This window comes from Staphylococcus sp. NWU MK-U1 (genome assembly GCF_033283505.1).
Classification (GTDB): Bacteria; Bacillota; Bacilli; order Staphylococcales; family Staphylococcaceae; genus Staphylococcus; species Staphylococcus haemolyticus.
Map to the genome: position 1 here is coordinate 26,383 of NZ_JAVSMG010000008.1, position 13,294 is coordinate 39,676.

At 34.6% G+C, this 13,294-nt stretch carries 10 protein-coding genes, 1 tRNA gene and 2 pseudogenes; 10 read left to right on the plus strand and 3 right to left on the minus strand.

Translation table 11 applies throughout. The annotated features are described in order from the left end of the window. The first annotated feature begins 81 nt into the window (after window positions 1-81). The 4 genes and pseudogenes from SBL16_RS10215 to SBL16_RS10230 all read left to right on the plus strand — a co-directional run bounded on the left by SBL16_RS10215 (window position 82) and on the right by SBL16_RS10230 (window position 3,312). Window positions 82-839: pseudogene (locus SBL16_RS10215) on the plus strand (SDR family NAD(P)-dependent oxidoreductase). A 133-nt stretch (window positions 840-972) separates the two neighbouring features. Next, window positions 973-1,500 (plus strand): dihydrofolate reductase family protein, encoded by a 528-nt coding sequence (locus tag SBL16_RS10220; protein WP_233641214.1) that lies wholly within the window; start codon window positions 973-975, stop codon window positions 1,498-1,500. Window positions 1,501-1,587: 87 nt separating this feature from the next. Then, window positions 1,588-2,637 (plus strand): ABC transporter permease, encoded by a 1,050-nt coding sequence (locus tag SBL16_RS10225; RefSeq protein ID WP_107612243.1) that lies wholly within the window; start codon window positions 1,588-1,590, stop codon window positions 2,635-2,637. Between the two features lie 12 nt (window positions 2,638-2,649). Next, window positions 2,650-3,312 (plus strand): ABC transporter ATP-binding protein, encoded by a 663-nt coding sequence (locus SBL16_RS10230; RefSeq protein ID WP_107612242.1) that lies wholly within the window; start codon window positions 2,650-2,652, stop codon window positions 3,310-3,312. A 98-nt stretch (window positions 3,313-3,410) separates the two neighbouring features. Here the strand turns inward: SBL16_RS10230 and SBL16_RS10235 are convergent, their stop codons facing one another. Further along, a complete protein-coding gene (locus tag SBL16_RS10235; RefSeq protein WP_107612241.1) occupies window positions 3,411-4,820 on the minus strand; it encodes an amino acid permease in 1,410 nt (469 codons plus the stop codon). Window positions 4,821-5,184: 364 nt separating this feature from the next. On the opposite strand from SBL16_RS10235, the gene SBL16_RS10240 reads away from it, so the two are divergent. The 4 genes from SBL16_RS10240 to SBL16_RS10255 all read left to right on the plus strand — a co-directional run bounded on the left by SBL16_RS10240 (window position 5,185) and on the right by SBL16_RS10255 (window position 7,814). Further along, on the plus strand, window positions 5,185-5,808 hold the full coding sequence (locus SBL16_RS10240; RefSeq protein ID WP_037550884.1) for a nitroreductase family protein: 624 nt from the start codon (window positions 5,185-5,187) through the stop codon (window positions 5,806-5,808). Window positions 5,809-6,035: 227 nt separating this feature from the next. Further along, window positions 6,036-6,701, plus strand: a complete 666-nt coding sequence (locus SBL16_RS10245) for an MBL fold metallo-hydrolase (protein WP_107611984.1) — start codon at window positions 6,036-6,038, stop codon at window positions 6,699-6,701. A 38-nt stretch (window positions 6,702-6,739) separates the two neighbouring features. Further along, complete coding sequence (locus tag SBL16_RS10250) at window positions 6,740-7,276, plus strand: VOC family protein (protein ID WP_107611985.1); 537 nt, start codon at window positions 6,740-6,742, stop codon at window positions 7,274-7,276. A 250-nt stretch (window positions 7,277-7,526) separates the two neighbouring features. Next, window positions 7,527-7,814: a hypothetical protein gene (locus SBL16_RS10255; protein WP_037537441.1), complete on the plus strand. Its 288-nt coding sequence runs from the start codon at window positions 7,527-7,529 to the stop codon at window positions 7,812-7,814. Window positions 7,815-8,046: 232 nt separating this feature from the next. On the opposite strand, the pseudogene lip reads toward SBL16_RS10255, so the two are convergent. Together lip and SBL16_RS10265 are read right to left on the minus strand one after the other, a co-directional pair. Continuing rightward, a pseudogene (gene lip / locus SBL16_RS10260) lies at window positions 8,047-10,296 on the minus strand (YSIRK-targeted triacylglycerol lipase). Between the two features lie 370 nt (window positions 10,297-10,666). Beyond that, window positions 10,667-10,756, minus strand: a tRNA-Ile gene (locus SBL16_RS10265). Between the two features lie 234 nt (window positions 10,757-10,990). Here SBL16_RS10265 and SBL16_RS10270 point away from each other — a divergent pair. After that, complete coding sequence (locus SBL16_RS10270) at window positions 10,991-11,854, plus strand: trypsin-like serine peptidase (protein WP_053041729.1); 864 nt, start codon at window positions 10,991-10,993, stop codon at window positions 11,852-11,854. Between the two features lie 526 nt (window positions 11,855-12,380). After that, entirely contained in the window at window positions 12,381-13,271 is an 891-nt protein-coding gene (locus SBL16_RS12215) for a hypothetical protein (protein WP_390894805.1), read from the plus strand. Window positions 13,272-13,294: the final 23 nt, after the last annotated feature.

Genomic DNA, 13,294 nt, shown 5'->3' on the forward strand with positions numbered 1-13,294 from the left:
CGAATAAATAGTAGGTATGGCTTTCAAAGCGATAGAATTGCACATAGCACACGGAGAAAAAATCAAAGGGAGATGTTAATCATGAGATACAATGAGTTTGAAGGGAAAACAGTTGTTATCACAGGCGCAGCATCAGGAATTGGGAAAGCTACAGCATTAAAATTCGCACAAGAAAAAGCAAATATCGTTATCGGAGACGTTGATGAACGTGCACAACAAACAGCACAAGAAATCAATGATAACGGTGGCCATGCATTATTCGTTAAAACAGACGTTTCTAATCCAGACCAAGTGCAAGCATTAATGCAAAAAGCACTTAATGAATTTGGTAGTGTTGATCACGCATTTAACAATGCAGGTATATTAAATCAACCAGCTAAATTCGCAGATATTGACCTTGAAACATTTGATAAAGTAATGAATGTTGACGTTAAAGGTGTCTTCTTATCAATGAAATATGAATTGGAAAGTATGCTTCAAAGTGGCGGTGGCACAATTGTTAATACAGCATCAGTTGCTGGATTAATTGCTGACCCTCAAATGGGACCATACATTGCTGCAAAACACGCAGTGATTGGTATGACAAAATCAGCAGGCTTCGACCATGCGACTGACGGTGTACGTATCAACGCAGTTGCACCTGGACTACTGAAACAGATATGACTAAAGCTTGGAAAGATGACGATGAAAAATGGCAACAAATGATTTCAGGTGTGCCAATGGCTAAAGCAGCACAACCTGATGATATTGCTGACATCGTATTATTCTTATCATCTGATTCAGCAAAATTCATGACTGCTCAAGTTTATCTTGTTGATGGTGGTCAAACAGCTCACTAATTTTATGACTCATTTTATTGTCTAGGCGGAATCGCGAATTCAATTTGAATTCGGTTCCGTCTTTTTCTTTATATTCTTTGTAATAATCGGTATAATAGGTTCAAATTACATTATAAAGAAATGAGAGTGGATAATGATGACAGCAAATATTTGTGCATATTTAGGTGTTTCAGTAGATGGATACATAGCGGACCGATATGAAAGCGTACAATTTTTAGAAGATGTAGAAGGTGAAGGAGATAATGGCTATGCCCAGTTCTATGACAATGTAGACGTTGTTATTATGGGTGGAAATACGTTTAGATGGTTATTAGATAATAATGTTAAAGAGAATCCATACGAAGGCAAAAAAGTAATAGTGATTACGTCGAAGAATGTTGCGATAGACTGGGATATTGAATTTTATAGTGGAGATTTAAATACTTTATTTAATAGATTTGGCAATGACGAATTTGTATGGATTGTAGGCGGTGGTGCCTTGATTTCTGAGTTAATAAATTTAAACATTTTAACATCAATGCGTTTAACATTTGCTCCTAAATTACTAGGTCAAGGCGTTAACTTATTTAATGATATTGCTGACCAAGTTCAATTGAATTTAAAAGACGTGACACAATATAACCAATTTGTAGAACTTTCTTATGATGTTCAATATGACTAATATTTAAATAGTTTAGGTCAATTCATTGTAATTTTTAATATAAGTATTGCTATACTTGTTAATAATACATATAAAGGAGGGAATTAAATGTTTCTTGCATGGAACGAAATTAAACGCAACAAGCTTAAATTCGGATTAATTATAGGCATTCTAGTATTAATTAGTTACTTACTCTTTTTACTATCCGGGTTAGCAAGTGGTTTAATTAATATGAACACTGAAGGTATCAAGAAATGGAAAGCAGATGCGATTGTTTTAAATAAAGATGCCAACCAAACGGTTCAACAATCTGTCTTTAAATCATCTGACGTTGAAGGCAAATTTAAAGAAGAGGCACCGTTAAAACAAATTGGCGTAATTGCATCGAATGGAGATAGTGAAGAGAATGCATTACTCTTTGGCGTAACATCAAACTCATTCTTGATTCCAAAGATTGAGGAAGGCAAAAAATTTAATAAAGATAATGATGTCGTAATCGATCAATCATTGAAAGATAAAGGGTTCAAGGTTGGTGACACCATCACGTTATCTCAATCTGATGAGAAACTACATATCGTTGGCGTTTCAGAAAGTGCTAAATATAATGCTTCTCCCGTTATTTTCGCAAATGACAAAACCATTGAAAAAATTAATCCAGCATTATCATCAGATAAAACCAGTGCAGTAGTTGTAAAAGACAGTAAATGGAAAGATAAAAATGTTGATAAAGATTTAGAAGTTATAGGAATAGATGACTTTGTAGAGAACCTACCAGGATACAAACCACAAAACTTAACAATGAACTTTATGATTACATTCTTATTTGTTATTTCTGCTACAGTCATTGGCGTATTCTTATATGTCATCACGTTGCAGAAAAAGAATTTATTCGGAGTACTAAAAGCTCAAGGATTTACGAATGGGTTCTTAATGAAGATGGTGTTAGCACAAACCTTTATATTAGCCTTAATCGGTACTTTGATTGGCTTAATACTGACATTACTGACAAGTTTAGTCTTACCTGAAGCGGTACCTGTCCAATTTAATATCGGTACACTCATTATCTTTGGTATCGTTTTAATACTAACATCTCTTGTTGGTAGCTTATTCTCAGTATTATCCATTAGAAAAATAGACCCACTCAAGGCGATCGGGTAAGGAGGTGCCACCATGTTAAAATTTGATGAAGTAACTAAAGAATTCCAAGATGGTAATCATACAATTGAAGCAGTAAAACCGACATCTTTATCTTTTGAAAAAGGTGAACTCATAGCTATTGTTGGCCCTTCTGGTTCCGGTAAGAGTACGTTCTTAACAATGGCTGGAGCGTTACAAACACCAACAGCCGGTGAAATATATATAAATGATAAGAAAATCTCAAAAATGAGTCAAAAGCAATTAGCTAAAATGAGAATGAAAGAAATTGGCTTTATCTTACAAGCGACGAACTTAGTTCCCTTCTTAACAATCAAACAACAATTCCATTTATTGAAGAGTTATAAAAAAGATGTGTTAAGTACTGAAGAATATGATAAATTGTTGAACGATTTAGGCTTAAAAGAAATTGAGAACAAATTACCTTCTGAAGTGTCAGGAGGACAAAAACAACGTGTTGCGATTGCTAAGGCAATTTATACACAGCCTTCTATTATTTTAGCTGATGAGCCAACTGCATCGCTCGATACTGAAAATGCGATGGCAGTTATGGAAATCTTAAAAGAACAATCTAAACAACGTCATAAAACGTGTATTATCGTTACGCATGATGAACGTTTAACTAAGTTCTGTGATAAAGTCTTCCATATGGAAGATGGACGTTTAAAAGAAAAATAAACAAATTAAAACTCCCTCCAAGTAAGCTTTGAAAATCATGGCTACTTAGAGGGAGTTAATTATATGACTTGATATTACTAGATAAAGTTAATTAATATCTATTTATCTTCTAATTCTCTTTCTAAATCTTTTTCATCTTCCATAGCGATTGTCGCTTTTTCAGATTCTTTTCGATACTTTTGATACATGATGACAAGTACGATTGCCCAAACTGGTGCGAATAGTACTGCAAAACGTGTCGTACTATTAATAAGTAAAACGATAAAGATAAATGCAAAGAAGGCAAGAATGGCATATGCCATGTATTTGCCACCAGGCATTTTAAATTTACTATCATTGTGTAATTCAGGGTTTCTCTTCACGAAACCTAGATACGCAATCATAATACATGTCCAAATCATAATATTGAGCACTGTTGAGAACGTTGTGATTTGAACGAATACCTTCGTAGCATCTTTAAATACTGCGTTTAAAATAATCGCAATACTTAATAAACCACAAGTAAGTAAGATAGCGTAATATGGAACACCATGTTTATTCGTCTTATGTAAGAATGGTGGGCCTTGCTTTCTTCCCGCTAAACCGAATAGTGTACGACTGTTAGCGAAGATACCACTATTACATGAAGATGCAGCTGCTGTTAAAACTACAAAGTTAATGATTCCCGCTGCGAATGGAATACCAACTAAACCAAATAGTTTTACATATGGACTTTCCGCAGGATCTAATTGATTCCAAGGTACAACTGACATAATAACAGCTAATGAACCAATGTAGAATATTAATATACGGAAGGGTACATTGTTAATTGCTTGAGGAATAGTTTTATATGGATTTTTAGTTTCCCCTGCAGTGATACCGATTAACTCAATACCAATAAATGAGAAGATTGCCATTTGGAATGCCATTAAGAATCCAGATATGCCATTAGGGAAGAATCCACCATGACTCCAAATATTCGCTACACTTGCTGTACCATAATCAGTCTTCATTGCGAAGATGACCATAACAATACCTACAACAATTAATGCGATAATCGTAATAACTTTAATTAGTGATAACCAGAATTCAAGTTCACCAAATAATTTGGCGCTAAATAAGTTCATACCTACAAGTACGAGAATCGTAAATGCAACTGTTAACCAGTTAGGTATTGCTGGATACCAAAATTCAACGTATTTAGCAACGGCAGTTACTTCAGCCATACCTGAAATAATCCAAGTTAGCCAGTATGTCCAACCGACCATAAAGCCTGCCATTGGACCAATATGATGATGAGCAATATCACCAAATGATTTAAATCCTAGATTAGACAATAAGATTTCTCCCATTGCTCGCATAAACATAAATAATACGAAACCAACGATAATATATGTAAGTAAAATCGATGGACCTGCTAAGTGAATGGATTCACCTGCACCTAGGAATAATCCGGTACCAATCGCACCACCAATTGCAATAAGTTGTATATGCCTATTGCTTAATTCCCTTTGCAGTTTATCTGCCATAATGTTCGTCCCCTTCATGAGTATACATGTGACTTAAAATTATGACTGACTACGAATACTCTGTATAATTAGTTAATTAATTGTATTAAATTATGTAATTAATTTTTTTGTTAAAATTAATGATACCCTATTTATTAATTTTTAATCAATGAATTATACAAATTTTCGTATTAATAATAAGTGGAAATAAGAGAGGTATATGATGTCATAATCATGCGTGAAATAGGCGTTTCTTCGGCTATAATTCCTATAATTAAGACTGCCTACTGTCTAAATATAAAGTTTTTAAAAGCATATAATTGTACATAGTTGTCAATTGCATTTAAATTATAACTATAGAAAAAAGATAGAAAGTGGGCTAATCATGCTTAATGATTTTAATGAAATATTAGAAGGTCGTAAATCAGTTAAAGGTTTCGACCCAGATTATAAAATTCCTCATGAAGAAATGAATGAAATGATTGCAAAGGCAACGAAAGCACCTTCATCAGTGAATATGCAACCTTGGCGTTTTGTTGTGGTTGAAAGTGATGAAGCGAAAGCTAAATTGCGTCCATTAATTCAATTTAATACAAACCAAAATGATACATCATCAGCAATGATTGTCATTTTTGGGGATTTACAATGCTATGAAGAAGGCGAATATATTTATGAACAAGCGGTTGTCAATGGTCACATGCCACAAGAAGTTAAAGAACAAATGTTACCGATTGTTTTAGAAAATTATAAAAATCGCACACGCCAATCAATGAATGACATTGTTAAAGTAGACAGTAGTTTAGCTGCTATGCAATTGATGTTAGTTGCTAAACAACACGGTTATGATACTAATCCAATTGGTGGATTTGAACATGAAGAAATCGGTAAAGCCTTTGGCTATGATTTAGAACGTTATGTTCCAGTGATGATTGTCGCAATAGGTAAGAAAGCTAAAGAGGCACACACATCATTTAGAATGCCAGTTGATCGTGTAATCGATTATAAATAATACTTCAATTTAATAATGAAAAACGCGTAACTGACTGAAATAATAAGACGCTTATATCAAGTTTTTTAGTTAAAGTCACTCATGCGGTGGGGCGGGACAATGTGTTCATTATGAATACTGTTCCGCTTTTTAAATGAAGAGATGTATTGAGTCAGTGCTATTCATATTTATGATGAAGAAAAAGGGTATAGCTTAAGATATCAAATTGGGAAAAGGGTGATCCATTTATGGATAATAAACAATTAAACACATTAACGCGTATTCAGAAAGGATTATATGAAACAACAAAGGCAGTCTTGCCATTTGATAAACGCTACCGTATTAAGTCATTTTTGCTAGAACGACCAAAAAGCAATATAGTCATTTATCATTCACCAGGTTTAAATGAAGCAGTGACAGATATTCAATTATTAGGTGGTGCTTCACGCGTTTTAATGAATCATGAGCATGAATCCTTAGGTGGAACGCCTAGTATAGATATACCATTTTGGATTCATCGTGATGATGTAGCAGCAATCAATCGAACGGTACCGATTGATGGACAGTTTGAACAACGTGAAATGCTTGCTGATGATTTAGAAGTCATTCCTACTCCAGGACATACGCCAGGTACGACGATGTTTCTATGGGATAACGGTGAACATCGTTTCCTTTTTACAGGCGACTTTTTATGTGTGGATGATGGGGAATGGCGTACAGTTATACTCAATTCAAGTGACCGAGAAGCATCCATTAAAAGCCTCGAATTGATTCAAGACTTAGATTTCGATGCTATTGTACCTTGGGTTGCGATTGAAGGAGAAGGTGCTGTCTTTTTTGTTGAAAATGAGGAAGATAAACGTAAGAGACTACAAAAAATTATAAATCGCGTCCGTCGTGGTGAACATACGTAACTCGCATATTAAAATATTCTTATTAGAGGTGATGGTGCATGAATATAAATCGAGGAATCAATCATATCGGACTCACAGTACCGGATATTGAAGCGGCGACAGCCTTTTTCAAAGAAGGTCTCAACGGCAAGATTGCTTATGATAGTCAACGAAAGACGGATGAACCTCGTGGTGGGGAAACAGTTGAACACATTCTTGGTTTAGAAAAAGGGGCATCCATTATTCATAAACGTATGATGGTCTTTGGTAATGGACCGAATATTGAAATGTTTGAATTTAAAGATGCGCATCAAGGTCAAGCGCAAACGTTACAAGACATTGGTTTTACGCATATTTCATTTTATATCGAGGCAGAATACTTCGATGAGGCCGTTAAACAGTTGACGCAAGCTGGAGGTCAACCTATTTCAGAGCCGCATGCGAATACGAAATATGAAGACACTGAAGGTAATCGAACTGTTTATGTAAAAAGTCCGTGGGAAAGCTTAATTGAATTACAAACGGTTCCTAATGGATTTTACTATCCGGATGATAGTGAGGCAGAAGTTTTTATGCCGAAAAAGGTCGACAATTAAAGTAATTTAAACATATTATTATTCATTAATATGACACATTTGTCATATTAAAAAAATTAAGTATTTTCTCCTTTTAAATTAATGTATAATGCCTTTAACAAGCCTTCCAAGTAGCTTGTTAAGCTAGATATTATAAGGGGTTTAGGGTTATTAGATGTATGCAATTTTGAATATCTATGCTTAAAAAGGGTATAAAATTAAAGACATAAAATTTTGTTTATGTCAACAACAATTTAAGGGAGTAATTTTCATGATTGATATTCAAATTGAAAAATCAGAATTAATCGATGTAATTGAAAGTATTGTAAAAGAAAAAGTGTATGTTGAAAGTGACGATGCATGTGAATTTTTAGCGACTGAGATTGTAAATGGTTTGGAAGAGCTTAATAGTGATGAAACACAAGCGAATAACTTGTTAGGACTTAATAGTGAGTTGCAGCACGAAGTCGATGAATCAAATGACGCAATTAAAGTGACCTTATCTGCTGCAGGCAGTGCCTCCAGTAGCTCGCAATTTGTTAATAAAGGCGCGGAATAAACGTTAGTGATTATTAAAAATGTTAGCGCAAGAACTTTTGATTTCAACAGCAATATACGAATAAAAATAAGCACCACCTATTATGAAAAGCGAATGCTTTTAATAGGTGGTGCTTATCATGTTATGACGCATTTATGAGAATAATACTTTTAAGATGTTAAATAGAGAACCTATTAATTGAAGAAAAGTACCAGACATAACGAGACCTCCTCTTGATTAAACTTGAAATGTATTAAGCGTTGCGTGTTAAATTCTCACTTTGGACTAAATCATCTGCTAAGTCATGCCAAAATTGTTGTAATTCAGCTCTAGTACGTTTTGTGTCAGTACTATCTTGGCCGACAAAATCTACATGATCCCAATCATGTTTTGTTTGTGTTACTTGTCAAATACCTTTTTGATTTGTATCCGTTGCTTGTGTATAAGCTTGATTAAATGGATGTTGTGATGAAATAACAGACACTAAGCCATCATTTTCTCGCCATTCTTTTTCAGCTGCCTTACCAATTACATTAGCAGTAAGGGTGAATGGGAAGAATAAATTTAAATCAGATTTTTGACGTCCGAACAACGATGCATGTGTTGATTCTCCTGTGTAAGTTTTATACACAATGTTAGGGTTTAATGATGTTTGACGATTAAGGTTTGTCGCACCTTCACGTGTTAAATCATAAAAGCCATTGTCTTTGGTTTGCCATAGTTTTGAATCTTTAACACGTTTGACATAGTCAACGTAAGACTCGTTAGGCTGTTGTTTTAGACCCCATTGAGACAGACCGAAGTCTACACGTGAATCTTTATTGCCAAGTACTTTTCCTGCGTCAAAGACAACTTGACGAATAAGCGCTTCGTTACCTAATAAATCTGACGCATGTGTGCCGTTATGTGGCGTTCCAAGTGTCGTAATTGATGAAATCATATTATCGTTTTGACCTTGATATAAAGGTGAAATATCGCCACCATGTACACGTTGATATTCTTGTTCTTCTGGATTACCATTTCTTAATAAGGATTCTAATTGGCGAATCGTTTGACCGCCCATACTATGTCCGACAAGATGTACTTTTTGGCCTGGTTGCCAATCTTTATATACGCCTTCATAAGTTTTACCGTAACGTTCATGACCATATTTGGCAGCGTGTGCAGCACCATAATCCACAGTTCCGCCTTTAATATAGTAATAAAGTTCGACAGCACGATCGTAGTTACTACCAAACGCACTAATACTCGCTTCATAAGATTCATAGCCGTTCTCTTCTAAATCTTGGCGTATGTTTAATTTATCGCCACCCCAATAGTGTGCTAGTACGGATGGGTTTATGTCATCAGTAAAACCATTAAATCCGTGAACTAAAATAATAGGGTCTTGATTTTTATACTGAGCTTGTTTCGCAACTTTATTGGTTTGATCTTTCGTTCCAGTTGCAGCTTGTGATTTAGATTGAGTGTTTGTCGTTGCGACTGCGTTATTTTTAAGTGTATTTAACCCAGATTGTGCATCTTTATTTTGTTTAGAAGACTTATCACTATCTAAAGTAGGGTTAGTTTGCCCATCAATTGAAATATTACTATTATCGCTATTTTGTGTATTAAGACGATTCGTTACTTCAGAAGTTGTCGCTTCCTTCTTAGTTAACGTTTGTTGCTGAGCTTGTGTTGCGGTTTTAAGTGCGTCACCTTGATTGTCGTCATTATCCTTTGGTTGTGATTGTGCTTGTTGATTGTCGACTTTTGGTTTATCTGACGTATTTGATTCTGTTGACTGTTGTTGTTCAGTTGATTTAAGTGTGTTTGGATTAATTTCATTTGAAGAAGTATTTGCATCTTCAGATTTAACAACATTTGAATGTGGTTGATTTAATGCTTCTTTTTTATTATCAGACGTTTCATCAGTTTGTGATTGCGTATGTGCAGTTGTTTTCTTAGTTGTGTCGTCTTCTTTAGAAGCTGTATCAGTTGATTGTGTTGACGGTTTTTCCTGTTTAGATGATTCAGATTGTTGCGTTGTTATGCCGTCGTTAGTAGTTGGTTTAGAAGTTTGTGTATCAGTTGAAAGTGATTGTTGAGAAGTTTGTTTAGCTTCAGTTTGTTGGTTATCGCTATTTGAAGTTGGCTTCTCAGATTTTACAGTGGTACTTTGATGCGTCTCATCTGAAGTTGAAGTAGTTTCATTCGTTGTAGATGCATCGTCTGTTTGATTATGTTCATTATGTAAGCTAGTTTGTGAATTATTTGTATTATTTTCAGTTTGAGACGCTTGCGACTTATCTTGTTCAGTTGATTGAACTTGTCCCTTTTGAGTCGCGTGTGTGTCTTTATCCCCAATAGATTGTGCTGACGCCGTTTCAGGAGTTCCCACCCCCTGTTGTTTCTCGGCTGCCTGTGCTGAGCCACCTCCCATGAATAGCAACGTTGCTACTACAACTGATGACGCGCCTACGCTCAATTTACGAATACTAAATCTGTTCTCTCTTGTTTTCATAAACAGCACCTCTATTTTATTTAATTTTTGAAAATGAAAATCTATGAATCCATATTAGATAAATAAATTAATGATTGCTCGTGGCAAGAATTCAAACAATTTGCTAAAGATCGCTTTAATAGCTTCCATAATGACCTCCCTTTCATTTTAAAAGAGAAAGCGTTTACAAAATTAGGTAAAAAAATATGTATTGCGAGGATACCTTAAGTGAAAAAACGTATCTCTTTCAAAGTAATTTAAACAAATAGTAACCTTGCTCACTAGCAAATGTCAATGACTTAGTAGGAATCGTTTTTATATGGCAACGAGTTGGGACGGTCTTTAAATCATAAAAAAGACTGAAACGATAATCGTTCCAGTCGTAAAATAGCGGAGAGGGAAGGATTTGAACCAACGCGAGCAAAAAGCTCCTACCAATCATAAATGATTGGCCTCTTTAGCCAGGCTTGAGTACCCCTCCATAAAATATTTTTTTAATATGTTTTACAGTTTACCTCTAACAATTTATTTTGTAAACAAAAAATACTTTACTTTTGTTATTAAATTAAAAAATAAGTCTAAAGTTTTATTAATTAATACGTCTAAAGACGTATATTGTCCGACTAATATTATATAATAATATTGAAAAATTATTATATTGAGCGATGTATGTCGTGACATAGCTTTATAAAAGAAAGGTATTGAGGAGAATAATATGTGGAAATCAAAATTTGGTAAAACATTTATTGCAAGTGTAGTGATTGGAACAACGATGTTTGGTTATGCCGGTCATCATGATGAAGCGCAAGCTGTTGGTAACTATTATTATGATGGCTTACATGCAGGTGAGTACTCAGGATATTTAAAAGCTAAAAAGATCAGTAACAGTTCAATTTCAAACAAATATTATCCAAATGCATCTCAAAGTAATTTGAAATCTATTGGTCGTGTTTCGAATTTAAATGGTTGGAAAGTGGGGATTCCAGAATATAAAGGTCAAGACTCAATGGGTACTGGTACGGTTATTGGTGCGCATACCTTTGTCACAAATGGACATGTTATTGATGATAAATATGGTAAAGCTGCAGCACCAAAATATATAAAATTTCAATTGAATCGTAATGGTAAATCAATACCTTATACTTTTCATGCAAATGAAGTCATTAAGGTACCGCAATATGATATTGCGATAGTCCACACTAAAGAAAATATGTCGAAGTATGCTAAACCAATGCGTATTGCGACAGATTCTGAAATTAAGAAATTGAAATTTAATACACCTCTATATTCATTAGGTTACTCAAAAATTAATGGTGACAATACGAAACCATATCTTAGTAAATTTCGCGTAACACAATTTTCTCCTAATGGTTCAGAAATTCAAACGAAAGACATTTTTAGATCAGGTGCGTCAGGTTCGCCTATGTTAAATAGCAAATATACTACAATGTACGGTATGAGAACGTATGGACACAATTTAGGTGGTACTGCGACCGATATGTATGCTAAGCAAGAAGCTTCTGGAGGAGAGTCTTTCAAAGGATATGCTGGTAAATTTGTTCGTCAACATATTAAGTAATTTGATTGAATAAATTGAATTACAAGCGTTTCGCAATTTATTTTACAAAGGGAATAAAGGGTGGAGAGAAATGAAGAGAAATTATTTAATTATTGGTGTGCTTACTGGAACAATGTTATTAGCTGGTTGTAGTTTAAGTGACTTTGGACTTGGAAATGGAACATCCGACGATAATAACAAATCATCACAAACGGATAAATCGAATAAAGATAGTAATTCGAAATCTGATAATAGTACTAATAATAAGAAAAATAATGATGCGAATTCAGTAAACAGTGTTAAAGATTTAAATCAAGCTGAGAAAGTCGCATTAGCGCTAAGTGATGACAGTGTATCTAATGTAACTATAACTGCCGATGATTTAAAGCGTCATTCATACATTGAAAATAGTAATACTGGGAAAAGGCAACAAAGTATAGATAAATACGAATTAGAAGCAACTGGAGAAGCAGTTGAAGACGCACCAGAAGGGATGACATTTTATAGTGCTTCACCTGGCAAAGGATCTTTTGCGACGTTAATCGGTGTGAGTGATGATAAAGTAGCAGTAATAGGTACGCAAAATACAGGCAAATATCGACAATTTATTCAATCTGACTTAGGACATGAACTTGATGTTAAAGATTTATATCATAAATATGGCAAAGATTCAGATTATAAAAAAGTCGCAAAACAAATTTCTATTAGTGGTGGTTCTAATAGTGCACATTCTGCTAATAGTAATGATAAAAATACGAAAGAATACTTTGCTAAAATATGGCTGACAGCACGAAATGACGCAGATGACATATTTAACGGAGACGACCATACGTATGAACCTGTAGATATGTCGGGTAAACCAATTAATTCGTATAATGAAGATGCATCAGAAGTGTACCCTGAGGGAACGATAGTATTAGCACCGTCTGTTAATGCGTTAGGTCACATTACTTTTAAAGATAATAATGATGGGACAGTCACATTTTACGATGTACCAAGTCATTTCCAAGACCATCGTTGGACCGAAGATGGCTACTCTAAACAAGAAACAGCTCGAATTTTGAAAAATGGTCAAACGAAGAAGATTAAGAATGCTTCAGATTCAAATATTGAAAAAGTAGCAAGTTACATTACATCTGATACGCCTAGACAACCTGAACATTATGATAGTTCAAATTCAGATGACAGTAGCTCAGAAGACTCTGATAGTAGTTCAAGTGACGAAACGGTGACACGTGATAATGTCATTGATAAAGTTGAAGAATACGAAGGGCATACTTTAGATACGGACACATACACATATAAAGAACCAGAAAAAAATTCTGACGGAGATTGGGGCTTCTCATTTACTGATAAAAATGGTGAATTAGCTGGATCATATATTGTAACCTCAGACGGTAGCGTTACGAAATATGATGAAAACGGCGAAGAAGAATAAACCTTTAAAATAAACGATAACAA

Excerpts from the sequence above, each read along its gene's own strand:
- SBL16_RS10245 (WP_107611984.1), top strand. The coding sequence starts at position 6,036 with ATGGATAATAAACAATTAAACACATTAACGCGTATTCAGAAAGGATTA.
- SBL16_RS10225 (WP_107612243.1), top strand. The coding sequence starts at position 1,588 with ATGTTTCTTGCATGGAACGAAATTAAACGCAACAAGCTTAAATTCGGA.
- SBL16_RS10235 (WP_107612241.1), bottom strand. The coding sequence starts at position 4,820 with ATGGCAGATAAACTGCAAAGGGAATTAAGCAATAGGCATATACAACTT.
- SBL16_RS10250 (WP_107611985.1), top strand. The coding sequence starts at position 6,740 with ATGAATATAAATCGAGGAATCAATCATATCGGACTCACAGTACCGGAT.
- SBL16_RS10230 (WP_107612242.1), top strand. The coding sequence starts at position 2,650 with ATGTTAAAATTTGATGAAGTAACTAAAGAATTCCAAGATGGTAATCAT.
- SBL16_RS10240 (WP_037550884.1), top strand. The coding sequence starts at position 5,185 with ATGCTTAATGATTTTAATGAAATATTAGAAGGTCGTAAATCAGTTAAA.
- SBL16_RS10270 (WP_053041729.1), top strand. The coding sequence starts at position 10,991 with ATGTGGAAATCAAAATTTGGTAAAACATTTATTGCAAGTGTAGTGATT.
- SBL16_RS10255 (WP_037537441.1), top strand. The coding sequence starts at position 7,527 with ATGATTGATATTCAAATTGAAAAATCAGAATTAATCGATGTAATTGAA.
- SBL16_RS10220 (WP_233641214.1), top strand. The coding sequence starts at position 973 with ATGATGACAGCAAATATTTGTGCATATTTAGGTGTTTCAGTAGATGGA.